This window comes from Klebsiella sp. P1954 (genome assembly GCF_018199955.1).
GTDB lineage: Bacteria > Pseudomonadota > Gammaproteobacteria > Enterobacterales > Enterobacteriaceae > Klebsiella > Klebsiella pneumoniae.
In genome coordinates, this window is record NZ_CP073373.1 from 1,965,133 (window position 1) to 1,980,943 (window position 15,811).

At 57.9% G+C, this 15,811-nt stretch carries 15 protein-coding genes; 7 read left to right on the forward strand and 8 right to left on the reverse strand.

Translation table 11 applies throughout. The annotated features are described in order from the left end of the window. Positions 1 to 19: 19 nt before the first annotated feature. The 5 genes from metQ (at position 20) to KB890_RS09600 (ending at position 4,787) form a co-directional block, all read left to right on the forward strand. Positions 20 to 835 (forward strand): methionine ABC transporter substrate-binding lipoprotein MetQ, encoded by an 816-nt coding sequence (gene metQ, locus KB890_RS09580; protein ID WP_002889445.1) that lies wholly within the window; start codon positions 20 to 22, stop codon positions 833 to 835. A gap of 107 nt (positions 836 to 942) precedes the next feature. Further along, positions 943 to 1,350, forward strand: coding sequence for an Rcs stress response system protein RcsF (gene rcsF / locus KB890_RS09585; RefSeq protein WP_002889443.1), 408 nt, complete (start codon positions 943 to 945; stop codon positions 1,348 to 1,350). After that, positions 1,347 to 2,054, forward strand: coding sequence for a tRNA (N6-threonylcarbamoyladenosine(37)-N6)-methyltransferase TrmO (gene tsaA, locus KB890_RS09590; protein WP_004178661.1), 708 nt, complete (start codon positions 1,347 to 1,349; stop codon positions 2,052 to 2,054). The genes rcsF and tsaA overlap by 4 nt, the downstream gene beginning before the upstream one ends. A gap of 112 nt (positions 2,055 to 2,166) precedes the next feature. After that, positions 2,167 to 3,885 (forward strand): proline--tRNA ligase, encoded by a 1,719-nt coding sequence (proS, locus tag KB890_RS09595; protein WP_004151928.1) that lies wholly within the window; start codon positions 2,167 to 2,169, stop codon positions 3,883 to 3,885. 59 nt (positions 3,886 to 3,944) lie between these two features. Beyond that, positions 3,945 to 4,787, forward strand: coding sequence for a YaeF family permuted papain-like enzyme (locus KB890_RS09600; protein ID WP_020324043.1), 843 nt, complete (start codon positions 3,945 to 3,947; stop codon positions 4,785 to 4,787). A gap of 131 nt (positions 4,788 to 4,918) precedes the next feature. Here KB890_RS09600 and nlpE read toward each other — a convergent pair whose 3' ends face one another. The 3 genes from nlpE to KB890_RS09615 are packed head-to-tail and all read right to left on the reverse strand — an operon-like array spanning position 4,919 to position 6,615. After that, positions 4,919 to 5,617: an envelope stress response activation lipoprotein NlpE gene (gene nlpE / locus KB890_RS09605; RefSeq protein WP_002889435.1), complete on the reverse strand. Its 699-nt coding sequence runs from the start codon at positions 5,615 to 5,617 to the stop codon at positions 4,919 to 4,921. 42 nt (positions 5,618 to 5,659) lie between these two features. Continuing rightward, positions 5,660 to 6,073, reverse strand: coding sequence for an alternative ribosome rescue aminoacyl-tRNA hydrolase ArfB (gene arfB / locus KB890_RS09610; RefSeq protein WP_002889433.1), 414 nt, complete (start codon positions 6,071 to 6,073; stop codon positions 5,660 to 5,662). After that, positions 6,070 to 6,615 (reverse strand): YaeQ family protein, encoded by a 546-nt coding sequence (locus tag KB890_RS09615; RefSeq protein WP_002889431.1) that lies wholly within the window; start codon positions 6,613 to 6,615, stop codon positions 6,070 to 6,072. The genes arfB and KB890_RS09615 overlap by 4 nt, the downstream gene beginning before the upstream one ends. A gap of 196 nt (positions 6,616 to 6,811) precedes the next feature. Between KB890_RS09615 and KB890_RS09620 the strand changes: the two genes are divergently transcribed. Together KB890_RS09620 and rof are read left to right on the forward strand one after the other, a co-directional pair. Next, positions 6,812 to 7,012, forward strand: coding sequence for a YaeP family protein (locus KB890_RS09620; protein ID WP_002889429.1), 201 nt, complete (start codon positions 6,812 to 6,814; stop codon positions 7,010 to 7,012). Next, on the forward strand, positions 6,999 to 7,259 hold the full coding sequence (gene rof, locus KB890_RS09625) for a Rho-binding antiterminator (protein WP_002889424.1): 261 nt from the start codon (positions 6,999 to 7,001) through the stop codon (positions 7,257 to 7,259). The genes KB890_RS09620 and rof overlap by 14 nt, the downstream gene beginning before the upstream one ends. A gap of 13 nt (positions 7,260 to 7,272) precedes the next feature. Here rof and tilS read toward each other — a convergent pair whose 3' ends face one another. The 5 genes from tilS to dnaE form a co-directional block, all read right to left on the reverse strand. Beyond that, on the reverse strand, positions 7,273 to 8,586 hold the full coding sequence (tilS, locus tag KB890_RS09630; protein ID WP_004178654.1) for a tRNA lysidine(34) synthetase TilS: 1,314 nt from the start codon (positions 8,584 to 8,586) through the stop codon (positions 7,273 to 7,275). Between the two features lie 53 nt (positions 8,587 to 8,639). After that, complete coding sequence (locus KB890_RS09635) at positions 8,640 to 9,029, reverse strand: VOC family protein (RefSeq protein ID WP_002889387.1); 390 nt, start codon at positions 9,027 to 9,029, stop codon at positions 8,640 to 8,642. A 46-nt stretch (positions 9,030 to 9,075) separates the two neighbouring features. Beyond that, complete coding sequence (locus tag KB890_RS09640; protein WP_004194933.1) at positions 9,076 to 11,229, reverse strand: lysine decarboxylase LdcC; 2,154 nt, start codon at positions 11,227 to 11,229, stop codon at positions 9,076 to 9,078. 113 nt (positions 11,230 to 11,342) lie between these two features. Further along, positions 11,343 to 12,302 carry an acetyl-CoA carboxylase carboxyl transferase subunit alpha gene (gene accA / locus KB890_RS09645; RefSeq protein WP_004145855.1) on the reverse strand — a complete coding sequence of 320 codons (960 nt, stop codon included), beginning with the start codon at positions 12,300 to 12,302 and terminating at the stop codon, positions 11,343 to 11,345. Positions 12,303 to 12,314: 12 nt separating this feature from the next. After that, positions 12,315 to 15,797, reverse strand: a complete 3,483-nt coding sequence (dnaE, locus tag KB890_RS09650) for a DNA polymerase III subunit alpha (RefSeq protein ID WP_004177353.1) — start codon at positions 15,795 to 15,797, stop codon at positions 12,315 to 12,317. Positions 15,798 to 15,811 lie beyond the last annotated feature (14 nt).

The window sequence follows — 15,811 nt, forward strand, 5'->3', positions numbered from 1 at the left end:
CTTACAGGAAGGAAATAACATGGCCTTTAATTTCAAAACTTTTGCGGCAGTTGGCGCGTTAATCGGTTCTCTGGCGCTGGTGGGTTGCGGTCAGGATGAAAAAGATCCGAATCATATTAAAGTCGGCGTTATCGTCGGGGCGGAACAGCAGGTCGCTGAAGTTGCACAGAAAGTAGCAAAAGAGAAGTATGGCCTTGACGTAGAACTGGTGACCTTCAACGATTACGTTCTGCCGAACGAAGCGCTGAGCAAAGGCGATATCGACGTGAACGCCTTCCAGCATAAACCGTATCTCGATCAGCAGATTAAAGACCGCGGCTATAAGCTGGTGGCTGTCGGTAACACCTTCGTCTACCCGATCGCGGGTTATTCGAAGAAAATCAAATCGCTGGACGAACTGCAGCCGGGCTCACAGATCGCCGTCCCTAACGATCCGACCAACCTCGGTCGTTCTCTGCTGCTGCTGCAGCAGGTAGGTCTGATTAAACTGAAAGACGGCGTGGGCCTGCTGCCGACCTCGCTGGACATCGTCGAGAACCCGAAAAACCTGAAGATTGTTGAACTGGAGGCGCCGCAGCTGCCGCGTTCCCTGGACGATGCGCAGATTGCGCTGGCCGTTATCAACACCACTTACGCCAGCCAGATTGGCCTGACCCCGGCGAAAGACGGCATCTTTGTTGAAGGTAAAGAGTCTCCTTACGTGAACCTGATTGTGGCGCGTGAAGACAATAAAGATGCTGAGAATGTGAAAAAATTCGTTCAGGCTTACCAGAGCGATGAAGTTTACGAAGCAGCGAACAAGATCTTTAACGGCGGTGCCGTGAAAGGCTGGTAATCTTTTCTCACCGTAATATCATTCAGGACGGGCTTCACGCCCGTCTTGTCATTTATGCAAGCACCTGATTCAATAACGCCCTGTTTTTTATTCATTGAGGAAATACTATGCGTGCTTTACCGATCTGTTTGTTAGCACTCATGTTAAGCGGTTGTTCCATGCTAAGCAGATCTCCCGTTGAGCCTGCTCAAAGCACTGCAACCCCGCCAGTTAAATCTGAGCCGAGCAAACCGCGCGCCACCCGCCCGGCCCCAGTACGTATTTACACCGATGCGTCAGAGCTGGTTGGTAAACCGTTCCGCGATCTGGGTGAAGTATCTGGCGAGTCCTGCCAGGCTTCGAATCAGGATTCTCCGCCGAATATCCCCACCGCGCGCAAGCGCCTGCAAATTAATGCCGCGCGTATGAAAGCCAATGCCGTCCTGCTTCACCGCTGCGAAGTGACCAGCGGTACGCCAGGCTGCTACCGTCAGGCCGTTTGCCTGGGTTCAGCGCTTAACGTCTCGGCGCAATGAGCGCATTTCAGTTCGCGCAGATAGGCGTCATCCGTTCGCCGTATAAAGAGAAGTTTGCCGTTCCTCGCCAGCCAGGCCTGGTGAAACACGGCGGCGGAGAACTCCATCTGGTCGCGCCCTATAACCAGGCCGACGCCGTGCGTGGCCTGGAGAGCTTCAGCCATCTGTGGATCCTGTTTGTGTTTCATCAGACAATGGAAGGCGGTTGGCGTCCGACGGTGCGACCTCCCCGACTGGGCGGCAATGCGCGGATGGGCGTCTTCGCCACCCGTTCAACGTTTCGCCCTAATCCCATCGGCATGTCGCTCGTTGAGCTCAAGGGCATTCGCTGTCAGAAAGATCAGGTAATACTGGAACTCGGCAGCCTCGATCTCGTCGACGGGACGCCGGTGGTTGATATCAAACCGTATCTTCCTTTCGCCGAAGCCCTGCCGGACGCCAGCGCCAGCTATGCACAGCAGGCGCCGCTGGCGGGTATGAACGTCAGCTTTACGCCGGAAATAGACGCACAGTTACTCACGCTGGAAAAACGTTACCCACATATCAAAGCGTTTATCCGCGAGGTGCTGGCGCAGGATCCGCGTCCGGCCTACCGAAAAGAGGAACAAGCGGGAAAAACGTATGCCGTCTGGCTGCTGGATTTCAACGTCCGCTGGCGGGTGATTGCCTCCGGTTTTGAAGTCTTTGCCCTCGAAGCGCGCTAATTTTATTTTCCTCTCTTTTGGCATCTTTGCCACACTGGTAAACTAAACCACTTTTTTTGTTTCAGGCTGGGCAACCAGCCTGTTCCGCTCGTTTAACTGGAACCGTTACAACATGCGTACTAGCCAATATCTGCTCTCCACTCTGAAGGAGACACCTGCCGACGCCGAGGTAATCAGCCATCAGCTGATGCTGCGCGCCGGGATGATCCGCAAGCTGGCCTCCGGGTTATACACCTGGCTGCCGACCGGCGTGCGCGTCCTGAAAAAAGTCGAAAACATCGTGCGTGAAGAAATGAACAACGCCGGTGCGATCGAGGTGTTAATGCCGGTCGTTCAGCCATCTGAACTGTGGCAGGAGAGCGGGCGCTGGGAGCAGTACGGCCCGGAACTGTTGCGCATTGCCGATCGCGGCGATCGTCCGTTCGTCCTCGGCCCAACCCACGAAGAGGTCATTACCGATCTGATCCGTAACGAGCTGAACTCCTATAAACAGCTGCCGCTGAACTTCTATCAGATCCAGACCAAATTCCGCGACGAAGTACGCCCGCGTTTCGGGGTGATGCGCTCCCGTGAATTCCTGATGAAAGATGCCTACTCTTTCCATACTTCGCAGGAATCGCTGCAGGAAACCTACGACGCGATGTATGCCGCTTACAGCAAAATCTTCAGCCGTATGGGGCTGGATTTCCGCGCGGTACAGGCTGACACCGGTTCTATCGGCGGCAGCGCCTCTCATGAATTCCAGGTGCTGGCGCAGAGCGGCGAAGACGATGTGATCTTCTCCGACAGCTCCGACTACGCGGCAAACATCGAGTTTGCGGAAGCCGTTGCGCCGAAAGAGCCGCGCGCAGCCGCCACCCAGGAGATGACCCTGGTCGATACGCCGAACGCCAAAACCATCGCCGAGCTGGTGGAGCAGTTCAACCTGCCGATCGAAAAAACCGTGAAAACTCTGCTGGTGAAAGCGGTTGAAGATAGCGCTTCCCCGCTGGTTGCCCTGCTGGTGCGCGGCGATCACGAGCTGAACGAAGTGAAAGCGGAAAAACTGCCGCAGGTCGCCAGCCCGCTGACCTTCGCCACCGAAGAAGAGATCCGCGCCCTGGTGAACGCCGGTCCGGGCTCCCTGGGCCCGGTGAACATGCCGGTTCCGGTGATTATCGACCGTACTGTAGCGGTGATGAGCGATTTCGCCGCTGGCGCCAATATCGATGGCAAACACTACTTCGGCATCAACTGGGACCGCGATGTCGCGACGCCGGAAGTGGCCGACATCCGTAACGTCGTCGCCGGCGACCCGAGCCCGGACGGTAAAGGTACCCTGCTTATTAAGCGCGGTATCGAAGTGGGTCATATCTTCCAGCTGGGGACGAAGTACTCCGAGGCGATGAAAGCCGCGGTCCAGGGCGAAGATGGGCGTAACCAGATCCTGACCATGGGCTGCTATGGTATCGGGGTGACTCGCGTGGTAGCGGCGGCGATTGAGCAGAACTTTGACGATCGCGGTATCGTCTGGCCGGATGCGATTGCGCCGTTCCAGGTGGCGATCCTGCCGATGAACATGCACAAGTCTTACCGTGTGCAGGAGCTGGCGGAGAAACTGTACGCCGAGCTGAGCGCCCAGGGTATTGAAGTGCTGATGGACGATCGTAAAGAGCGTCCGGGCGTGATGTTCGCCGATATGGAGCTGATCGGTATCCCGCACACCATCGTGCTGGGCGATCGTAACCTCGACAACGATGATATCGAATACAAGTATCGTCGCAACGGTGAGAAGCAGCTGATTAAGACCGGAGATATTGTGGAATATCTGGTTAAAGCGATAAAAGGCTAACACCCACCTCAGGGCCCTGAACGGATGTCAGGGCCTTTTTTTTTACAAGGACAGTACCAATGACTGCACATCTCCTCCGCAGCGGACTGCTTACTTTTGCCCTGCTCCTGCTTACCGCCTGTACCCTGGACGTCGGCCGCAGCTCGCCTTCCACATCTGCTGCCGATGACCATTCATCATCCTGGGCTGTTACCCTCCAGCGTCAAAGCTCGATTGCCGGCAGCGGACTGCGCGAAATCGCCGAAAGCGACCTGCGCTCCGGCGACCTGCTGTTCTCCTCCAGCCTGGGCGTCACATCGCTTGGGATCCGCGCCTTCAGCGCCTCTTCCGTAAGCCACGTCGCGCTGTATGTTGGCGAAGGTCAGGTTGCGGAAGCCACCGGCGCCGGCGTACAAGTGATTAGCCTTCAGCAGGCGCTGGCGCACAGCGATAAACTCTTTGCTCTCAGGGTGCCTGACCTGACGCCGGACCAGGCGACGGCGATGAAAAGTTTTGCCTGGCAGGTCAAAGACAGCGGGTATAACTATCGCGGCATTATTCAGTTTATCCCTTATATGGTCACCAAACCGCTCTGCTCGCTCAACCCCTTCTCACGAGACTTTCGCCAGCAGTGCGTCAGCGGCCTGGCCAAAGCGCAGCTGGGCGATGCGGCAAGCGGCGACAAGAAAGCGTGGTTTTGCTCGGAGTTTGTCAGCGAGGCCTTTGTCCGAGCCGGGCATCCGCTGACGCTCGCGCAGACGGCGTGGATCAGTCCTTCCGATCTGCTGCACATGCGGGAAGGAGACGTCGCCACGTTTAAACCCGAAACGCAGCTCCAGTATGTCGGGCATTTGAAACTGGGAGTTTATCTTCAGGCCGGTAAGCTGGTGGGGCTGAACAAACCGAAGGACGGTGCGGAGTAAAGAAACGATTGACGCTTTTCCACCAGCCAGATCCACGCTCACTCTTGATGTGACAGGGCTAATAACAGGAGGAAGTAGGTGGTACTGCGCGGGATCATCCCCTGCCCGTTACCCGGACAGGGGCCTGACAATCAATGGCTGCAGTCTTTACCGGGAATAAATTTGCCGGCTTGATCCGTCATCAGCGTTTTCATCATCTCGCCGGTATCCGGGTTCGCTTCGAGAGTAAAGTGCCCTTCTACCACCAGCAGTACCGGGCGAGTATCGGTCCCGCGCGCGGCGGCATAATCCCGTTCAAGCTGGGCATTGTTCGCCACCGCGACGCGTTTACCGGTCGCACAATCGGTAAAGGTTGCCGCATCGGCCATATAGAAATACATGCCGCGCATCGCCATCGGCGTCGTCGGCAGGCTGGCCTTCACTGGCTCCAGGGTATAGTTGAGAGGAGACTGAATGGGGCTTCCGTTGCGGTCGAGCATCTCCAGCTTGTCGCCTTTCGCGCGAAAGTAAGATTTCTCGCCCTTGCTGTTGGTCAGCACCAGCTTATCCGCGGTACGTGCCCAGGTGCCGTACGAGGCAAAGGATGACGGCTCACGACGGGCGCCCTGGTAGTGCTCATTCATCACCCAGGTCCCGTCTTTTTCCAGGAACAGCGAGGTGTCGATACCTTCGCAATCCGCGCAAGGCAGCACGCCTCGCCAGCTTTGCTGCATCGGCTTGAGCTCTTCCATCGCCGCTGGCTGGACCGTGTCAGTCTCGGCGCGATGGTTACAACCAAACAGCGCGAACAGCGAACAGGCCGCTATCACGGAGAATACGATTTTCTTCACTTTGCTTTCCTTATCATCCATTTCACCCGTTCGCCGACGCCTTCACTGGCGAACTTTCCCACGCAGCGCCTTGACTGAGGACTTCTGTGCCTTGGAAGCAAGGCGTCGCTCTTTCGATGCCCGAGTCGGTCGCGTCTCCCGGCGACTTTTTTGCACTGCGGTTAATTCTTTAATAAGGGCCACCAGCCGGGCGATCGCCGCTTCACGGTTCATCTCCTGGCTGCGGTATTCCTGAGCCTTAATGATAACCACACCGTCAGCAGAAATTAAGTGGTGGCTGGCGGCGAGCAGGCGCTCTTTGTAAAACTCCGGCAGGCTTGAAGCTTTAATATCAAAGCGCAGATGGATCGCCGTCGACGCTTTGTTCACATGCTGCCCCCCTGCTCCCTGGGCGCGAATGCCTGACAAGACGATCTCGTCGTCGGCGAGGGCTACGCTGCGGCTAATAGTAATCATGCCGACGCTTGCCAGGCGGTAAGCTGAATTTCCAGATTATTCCGAGCGTCGGATAACCAGATACTGCCCTCCTGCAGAGTGGCCTGCAGCGTCATGGTACGGTCGGCAAAGGCGCTAAGCAGTGCCAGTTGCGCATCATCAAGATACCAGATGGTCAGCTTCGGGTACGCCGCAAGCTTGCTCTGATTCTGCTGCCACCAGATTTCAGCTGCCCGGCTATTATAAGCAAACAGCGCCACCGCCTGCGCCCGTGAGCAGGCTTTCTTAATCCGCCGCTCATCCGGCAGACCCAGTTCGATCCACAGATCGACCCCGAGATGATCGTTAAGCAGCCACAGCTCCGGCTCGTCATCCGACGACAGACCGCGGGTAAACTGTAGCCGTTCATCGGCATATTTGATCCATGCCAGCAGGCGCAGCATCATGCGCTCCTGGGTTTCTGACGGATGCTGAGCCAGCGTCAGGTTAGCATCCAGAAACTGGTTGCGATCCAGATCGGCTACATTTACCGCAGCTTTATATATTGTCGCTTTCAGCGCCATGAATAAACTCCTGAAAAGAATGGCGTACATTGTAGCGAAACTGGCGGCAAAAGGCTGTCGTCAATCGCAGCAACCTGTTTCATCCTGCTGAAATTGCTTAAATGACTATGATATAGTTCCCTTGCTAAACAGAGTTTATCTTCGTAGGCTTAAACTTGCATCCCACGGTTGAGTCAGAACGCTGACAGGAGGGCATGTGGACCACTATTGTGAGTTAATACGCAAGCGGTATGCGGAAATAGCCAGCGGAGACTTAGGGTATATCCCGGATGCGCTGGGTTGCGTGTTGAAAGTATTGAATGAGATTGCGGCGGATGAGGCCCTTTCGGAGTCAGTCAGGGAAAAGGCCGCTTATGCGGCAGCAAACTTACTGGTGAGCGATTATGTCAATGAATGATACTTATCAACCCATTAACTGCGATGATTACGACAACCTGGAGCTGGCCTGCCAGCATCACCTGGTGCTGACGCTGGCGCTGAAGGATGGCGAACAGCTGCAGGCAAAGGCCAGCGATCTTATCTCGCGAAAAAATATCGAGTATCTGGTGGTCGAACTCGCCGGCAACGTCCGCGAGCTGCGCCTGGATAAAATCGCCAGCTTCAGTCACCCGGAAATCGGCACCGTGGTGGTGAGCGAATCCTGAATCAAAAACGGGCTTAATCGCCCGTTTTCCTCCACATCAGCCTGACCCCTTCCCCGTCCTTCACTTCACCTTCTGTGGTCACAAACAGATCGTCCGCTGCGGCAATCGGCGTTTCGCCGTAAAACAGCAGCGGCGTGGTGTCTCGTCGCCACGGAGCAACGCCCAGCTCCTGCCAGAGCTTCTTAAGCTTGCGTCCGCCATGGCGCCCGACAATATGCAGGTGGCCGCTGGCGCGAAAGCGGACGGTGACCGGCTCATCCGCCGACGGCGGGCGCAGCCTGCCGCCGGGCTGCAGCGTCAGCTCGCCGAGACCGTCCGCCAGCCGCAGCGGCTGGCGCCAGTCGGGCCAGCGCTGAACGCTGTCCGTCTGACCGGGAAGATACTTCACCCAGTACAAACGCTGTTGAAAACGGCGGACGGTAAATTCCCCCAGCCGCAGACAGGGGCTGGCATCTTCCCGCGCCAGCGCCACCTCGTGCCAGAGGCGCTCAGGCACCTCGCGGGCGGGCATCGGCGCCTGCTGCCCGGCGAGCCAGCGACGCAGCAGCGCCGCTCGGCGCGGCGGACTCATCGTCGCCAGCGGCGCGATAGCCAGCGAGCCATCTTCGGCCACCAGCGACGCCAGCTCCGCCGCCAACATCTCGTCCAGCAGTTGTTCCTGCTCGGCGCACAGGCTGGCGCTGCGGGCGACGGCCTCGCTAAAGTGCGGCCAACGCTCGCGCAGCACCGGGATCACCCGCAGGCGCAGGAAATTGCGGTCATAGGTATCATCCTGATTACTCTCATCTTCGATCCACGACAGCTGATGGGCGAGCGCCCACTGGCGTAGTGATTCGCGGGTTTCATTGAGGAGAGGACGCAGCAGTCGACTGCCGGCAAAGGCAGAGGATGGCGCCATCGCCGACAGGCCGGTAGGACCGCTGCCGCGTTTTAACGCCAGCAGCAGGGTTTCGCACTGATCGTCCTGGTGCTGGGCGGTCACTAACACCTCGCCGGCATTGAGCGTATCCTGAAAGGCCTGATAGCGCGCCGCACGAGCGTGGGCCTCGACGCCCAGCCCTCCCCGGGCTAACGTCACGTGATGCACCACCAGCGGCACCTGCCACTGCTGGCAAATCTGCCGACAATGCGCCACCCAGTCGTCTGCGTGGGCGCTAAGGCCGTGGTGAACATGCACCGCCCGCAGCGTCAGCGAGGGATCCTGTTCCCGCAGCAGCACCAGCTGATGCAGAAGAACCGTCGAGTCCAGACCGCCGCTGAAGGCCACCAGCAGCTGGCGATGGGGATGAAGCGTATGCGCAATATCAGCCGTCATATCCACGAACATACCGAGAAGTGATGGCCCGGCACGTTACCGGGCCAGGGCCGCGCTGGCAAGATTTACTGCTGATATATTTCCAGCGGCAGGTCGTCCGGATCGCTAAAGAAGGTAAAGCGTTTACCGGTAAAGGGATCGACACGAATCGCTTCGCACTCCACGCCATGCGCGGTGAGATGGGCTACCGCGGCGTCGATATCATCCACGCTAAAGGCCAGATGACGCAGCCCGCAGGCTTCCGGACGACTGGGGCGGGCTGGCGGAAACGGGAACGAGAACAACTCAATTACATACTCGCCGTTGAGCGCCAGATCGCCTTTCCAGGAATCGCGCTCGGCGCGATAAAACTCACTTTGCAGCGTAAACCCCAGAATATCGCAATAGAACGCTTTACTGCGGGCGTAGTCGGTCGCAATGATGGCAATATGGTGAACCCGTTTCAAACCCAGCATGGTTAAACTCCTTCTGTTAAGCCAGCCACGTTACTCGTGCGCGCCGTTAACGCGCAAGCCTTTCGTCATTTTTTAAGACTCGTACCCGATACACACCGTCCTCATCGCGCTTGGCGCCGTGAATATCGGTCTCAAAGCCCGGGTAATGACGGCCGATAGAGCAAAGCATCAGCAGAAAATCGAGCACCGCCCGGCTTTCCTCGGTGATCATCTCTCCCGGCATCAGCAGCGGAACCCCCGGCGGATAAGGGAGGATCATGTTGGCCGAAATCCGCCCCACCAGGTTCTCCAGTTCAATAGTTTCCACCTCCCCCTTGATCTGGCGCTGCCAGGCGTGATGCGGCGTCATTTTCATTTCCGGCAGGACGTCAAAGGCGCTGAGCATCAGCTGCGGCAGCTGATGCTGACGGATCAAGCGGTGGATCCCCTGCGCCAGATCCTGGATCCGCATGTTGCGGTAGAAGTCGGGATCTTCGGCGTACAGATCCGGCAGCATATTTTTCACCCGCAGATTGAGATCGTAGGCGCGTTTAAACTCGGTCAGGCCGCGCAGCAGCCCCATCGCCCGGGTTTTATCGATGCCGATACTGAACAGGAACAGCAGATTGTAGGGGCCTGTTTTCTCTACCACCACGCCCCGCTCGTCGAGGAACTTCGCCACCAGCGCCGCCGGGATCCCCTCTTCATCCATATTCCCCTGCTCGTCCATGCCCGGCGTCAGAATGGTGACCTTCACCGGATCGAGATACATATGATCCGCATCGGCATCTTTGAAACCGTGCCAGTCCTCGCCCGGCGCTACCGGCCAGCACTCGGCTTTATCCACGGCATCCGGCTGCCAGATATCAAAGAACCAGCCGTCCGACTCCTCGCGCAGTCGCTGCACCTCTTTGCGGAAGTCCAGCGCCCGCTCAATGGAGCGCTGGATCAGACGTTTACCGGAGTTGCCGCGCAGCATCGCCGCCGCGGTCTCAATCGACGCGACGATGGGGTAGCTCGGCGACGTAGAGGTATGCATCATAAAGGCTTCGTTAAAGGTCTCTTCATCATAGTTGCCTTTAATGTGGATCAGCGAGGCCTGCGACAGCGCGGCCAGCATCTTATGCGTCGACTGCGTCTCGAAGATGACTTTCCCGGGGATCCGCTCCCCGCTCATACCGCTTTTCCCCTGATATATCGGATGGAAATGGGTATAGGGCACCCAGGCGGAATCGAAATGGATCGACGGGACATCGAGCGTCTCCTTAAGCCAGGTGGTGTTATAGAGCAGACCATCGTAGGTGGAGTTGGTGATCACCGCATGCACGGGCCACTGCGCCCCGCCCGTGTCGCGCACTTTCTGCTGAATGCTGTCGCGGGTAAATTCGCGCCGGGGGATACCGCCGAGGATCCCCAGCGCGTTGCGGGTCGGCTTCAGCCACAGGGGAACCACATCGCTCATCATCAGCAGGTGGGCCAGCGATTTGTGACAGTTACGGTCAATCAGCAGGGTGCTGCCGGCGGGCGCCGAGTACATGCCGACAATTTTATTGGACGTCGAGGTGCCGTTGGTCACCATATAGCTTTGCTCGGCGCCAAAGGCGCGCGCGATATACTCCTCCGCCTCCAGGTGCGGGCCGGTATGATCCAGCAGGGAGCCCAGCTCGGTGACCGAAATCGAGACATCCGCCTTCAGCGTATTCCCGCCAAAAAAATCATAGAACAGGCAGCCCACCGGGCTTTTCTGATAGGCGCTGCCGCCCATATGGCCCGGCGTACAGAAGGTATATTTTCCCTCCTGGACATAGTTGAACAGCGCGCGGGTAAACGGCGGAGTGATATTCTCCAAGTACTCGCGGGTGTACTGCCCAATGCGGGTGGCGATCTCTTCGGAGAGTCCCAGCGCATATTCGAAGAACCACAGCGTCATGCGCAAATCCTGACTGCTGACATCCATCGTCGAGTGGGCGTTAATAAAGGCGTACAGAGGAAGGTATTCATTGAGCTGATTGATATCGCTGCACAGATCGACGCTGTATTCATCCCAGTCGAAGATCACCCCGCAGATGCGCGGGTTGTGCTCGATAAACTGCAGCAGGTCGGCGCTGTTTTGCGGCCAGATGGTCTGGAAGCCCTGGCGCTGCAGCGCCGCTTCCAGTTCTTTGATCGGCTCGTCTTTGTGGTAGACGCCGTGAGGCCCCATGATGGCGATGATATTCACGCTTTCCTCCTGGTATTCACCTAAGTCAAGCATCATAGCAATCCCCCGGGCGCATCGCACATAAAAAAAGGGCCGGAAAATCCGGCCCTTAGTGTTAAGTCCTGACGAAAAAGTTAAGCGTAACCGTAGCTCATCAGACGCTGATAACGGCGGTTCAGCAGCTCTTCTTCGCTGAGCAGATCGAGGTCGGCCAGGTCTGCCAGCAGCTGCGCCTTCAGGCTTGCCGCCATCGCTTCCGGGTTGCGGTGAGCGCCGCCCAGCGGTTCCGGAACGATAGAATCGATCAGCTTCAGCTCTTTCAGACGCGGGGCGATAATGCCCATTGCTTCCGCAGCCAGCGGCGCTTTATCCGCGCTCTTCCACAGAATGGAGGCGCAGCCTTCCGGCGAAATGACCGAATAGGTGCTGTACTGGAGCATGTTGACCTTGTCGCCCACGCCGATCGCCAGCGCGCCGCCGGAGCCGCCTTCACCGATTACGGTGCAGATAACCGGCACGCTCAGACGCGACATCTCACGCAGGTTGCGGGCGATCGCTTCCGACTGGCCACGCTCTTCCGCGCCGACGCCCGGGTAGGCGCCCGGGGTGTCGATAAAGGTGATGATCGGCATTTTAAACCGCTCAGCCATCTCCATCAGGCGTAGCGCTTTGCGGTAGCCTTCCGGCGCCGGCATCCCAAAGTTGCGGCGAATTTTCTCTTTGGTTTCACGACCTTTCTGGTGGCCGATGATCATCACCGGACGACCGTCAAGACGCGCGATACCGCCGACAATCGCTTTATCGTCAGCGAAGGCGCGGTCACCGGCCAGTTCGTCAAATTCGTCGAACGCCAGGCGGACATAATCCAGGGTGTAAGGACGGCGCGGGTGGCGCGCCAGTTGCGCAACCTGCCATGCACCGAGATCGGCGAAGATTTTGCGCGTCAGCTCTACGCTTTTCTCACGCAGACGATGCACTTCTTCGTCGATGTTAATATCCAGTTTCTCATCCTGACGGCTTACCGCAGTCAGGGAATCGATTTTCGCTTCCAGCTCTGCAATCGGCTGTTCAAAATCTAGGAAATTCAGACTCATAGTATTCCTGTATTAGTCAAACTCCAGTTCCACCTGCTCCGAGCCGATAAGGCCCCGCAGATCGTTAAGTAAACGATCGCTCGGAGAGACGCGCCATGTTGCGCCGAAACGCAACCGCGCGCGTGCATCCGCCCTCTGATAGTAGAGGTGCACTGGAATGGTTCCCGAACGGTGGGGTTCCAGAGACTGACGGAGTCGGTTTAAAAGCTGGTCATCAATTTGCCTGTCCGTCAGCGAGATAGCAAGCCCGCGAGCATATTTTTCCCGGGCTTCGTCAATGTCCATGACTTCACGGGCGGTCATTTTAAGCCCCCCGCTAAAGTCATCAAAGCTGACCTGTCCGCTGACGATAAGTATGCGGTCTTTTTCCAGCAACTGCTGATATTTATCCAGCGCGTCGGTGAATAACATCACTTCCAGCCGCCCGGAACGGTCATCCAGGGTACAGATGCCGATACGATTGCCGCGCTTGGTGACCATTACCCGCGCCGCAATCACCAGCCCCGCCGCCGTGGTGACTTTCCCACGTTCGGTCGGATGCATGTCTTTGAGCCTCACGCCGCCGACGTAGCGCTCAATCTCCTTCAGATACTGGTTAATCGGGTGTCCGGTGAGGTATAGCCCCAGGGTCTCCCTTTCACCATCCAGCACCACCTGCTCAGGCCATGGCTGGCAGCTGGCGTAGGATTGCTCAATTTGCTCGGGCTCTTCCGCCAGCACGCCGAACATATCAGCCTGGCCGATGGCCTCGGCTTTCGCGTGCTGGTCAGCGGCTTTCAACGCATCGCCCAGCGAATTCATCAGCGCCGCGCGATGTGGGCCGAGACGATCGAACGCCCCGGACATAATCAGCTTTTCCAGCACCCGACGGTTGAGCTTTTTAATATCGGTTCGCGCGCAGAGGTCGAACAGCTCGCGGAAATAGCCGCCATTGTTGCGCGCCTCAATAATCGCTTCGATCGGTCCTTCGCCGACGCCCTTGATGGCGCCAATGCCGTAGACGATCTCGCCATCGTCGTTGACGTGGAAATGGTACAGGCCGGAGTTAATATCCGGGGGCAGGATTTTTAGCCCCATTCGCCAGCACTCATCCACCAGGCCAACCACTTTCTCGGTGTTGTCCATATCCGCGGTCATCACCGCCGCCATAAACTCGGCCGGGTAGTGCGCCTTAAGCCACAGCGTCTGGTAGGAGACCAACGCGTAGGCGGCGGAGTGCGATTTGTTAAATCCGTAACCGGCGAATTTCTCCACCAGGTCGAAGATTTTCATCGCCAGTTCGCCGTCAATGCCGTTTTTCTTCGCCCCATCCTCAAAGATAGAACGCTGCTTGGCCATCTCCTCCGGCTTTTTCTTACCCATCGCACGACGCAGCATGTCCGCGCCGCCGAGGGTATATCCGGACAGCACCTGGGCAATCTGCATGACCTGTTCCTGATACAGGATGATGCCGTAGGTTGGCTCCAGCACCGGTTTCAGGCTTTCATGCTGCCACTGCACGTCCGGATAAGAGATCTCCTCGCGGCCATGCTTACGGTCGATAAAGTTATCTACCATCCCCGACTGCAGCGGGCCCGGGCGGAACAGAGCCACCAGCGCGATCATATCTTCGAAGCAGTCCGGCTGCAGGCGTTTAATCAGATCTTTCATGCCGCGCGATTCAAGCTGGAAGACCGCGGTGGTTTCCGAGCGCTGCAGCATGTCGAAGCTTTTCTTGTCATCCAGCGGGATGGCGGCGATATCCAGCGGCCCTTCGCCGTTCTTCTCACGGCGCTTGTTGATCATCTCCAGCGCCCAGTTAATGATAGTGAGCGTACGCAGACCGAGGAAGTCGAATTTCACCAGCCCGGCGTATTCCACGTCGTTCTTATCAAACTGGGTAACCGGATGCAGCCCCTGCTCATCGCAATACAGTGGCGCGAAATCGGTGATTTTGGTTGGAGCGATAACTACCCCACCGGCATGTTTACCGGCGTTTCGCGTCACCCCTTCCAGCTTACGCGCCATGTCGATCAGCGCTTTCACTTCCTCGTCCGCCTCGTAGATCTCCGGCAGCTGCGGCTCGGCCTCAAAGGCTTTCGCCAGCGTCATGCCCGGATCGGGCGGCACCAGCTTGGAGATACGATCGACAAATCCGTACGGGTGACCCAGCACGCGACCGACATCGCGGATGACCGCTTTCGCCGCCATGGTACCGAAGGTGATGATCTGCGATACCGCGTCGCGGCCGTACATATCCGCCACGTGCTCAATAACCTGGTCGCGTTTCTCCATGCAGAAGTCAACGTCGAAGTCGGGCATCGAGACACGCTCCGGGTTAAGGAAACGTTCGAACAGCAGGTCGAATTCCAGCGGGTCAAGATCGGTGATCTTCAGCGCGTAGGCCACCAGCGAACCGGCGCCGGAACCGCGTCCCGGGCCAACCGGCACGCCGTTATCCTTCGACCACTGGATAAACTCCATCACAATCAGGAAGTAGCCCGGGAACCCCATCTGGTTGATAACCTGGAGCTCAATATCCAGACGCTGGTCATACTCCGGGCGCTTTTCAGCACGGACGGCAGGATCCGGGAAGAGGAATTCCAGCCGCTCTTCCAGACCCTCTTTCGATTTCATGACCAGGAAATCTTCCGTGGTCATATCGCCGGTCGGGAACTGCGGCAGGAAATATTCGCCAAGCCGCACGGTGACGTTGCAGCGCTTGGCAATTTCAACGCTGTTCGCCAGCGCTTCCGGAATATCGGCGAACAGCTCGCACATCTCTTCCTCGCTGCGCATATATTGCTGCGGCGAGTAGTTGCGCGGCCGTTTCGGGTCGTCGAGCGTAAAGCCGTCGTGGATCGCGACGCGGATTTCATGGGCGTCGAAATCGCTGGTGTCGAGAAAGCGGACATCGTTGGTCGCCACCACCGGCAGGCCGCGCGCTTCCGCCAGCGCCACGGCGGCGTGGAGATAGGCCTCTTCATCCTGTCGACCGGTACGGATCAGCTCCAGAAAATAGCGGTCCGGGAAATGCTCTTCGTAGAAGGCGACGCACTGTTCAACCAGCGGCATATTGCCGCGGATCAGGCTGACGCCGACGTCACCTTTCCGGCCGCCGGAGAGCAGAATCAGCCCTTCCTGATGTTCCACCAGCCAGTCGCGATCGATCCACGGCCCCAGGGCGCCGTAGCCGCGCTGATAGGCGCGGGAAATCAACAGGGTCAGGTTCTGGTAGCCGGTGTTGTTCGCCGCCAGCACGGTCAGCTCGGTAAATTCGTCGCCGAGCAGGTCGCACTGCACGTGAAAGTCGGCGCCGACGATCGGCTTAATCCCCGCGCCGTGTCCCGTCCCGTAGAACTTCACCAGTCCGCAGAGGTTGGTGAAATCGGTGATCGCCAGCGCTGGCATGCCAAGCGAGGCCGCCTTCTTCACCAGCGGCCCGGTCTTTGCCAGCCCATCGATCATGGAATAGTCGCTGTGCACCCGCAGGTGTACGAAACGTGGTTCAGCCATCTTTAGATCCCGGT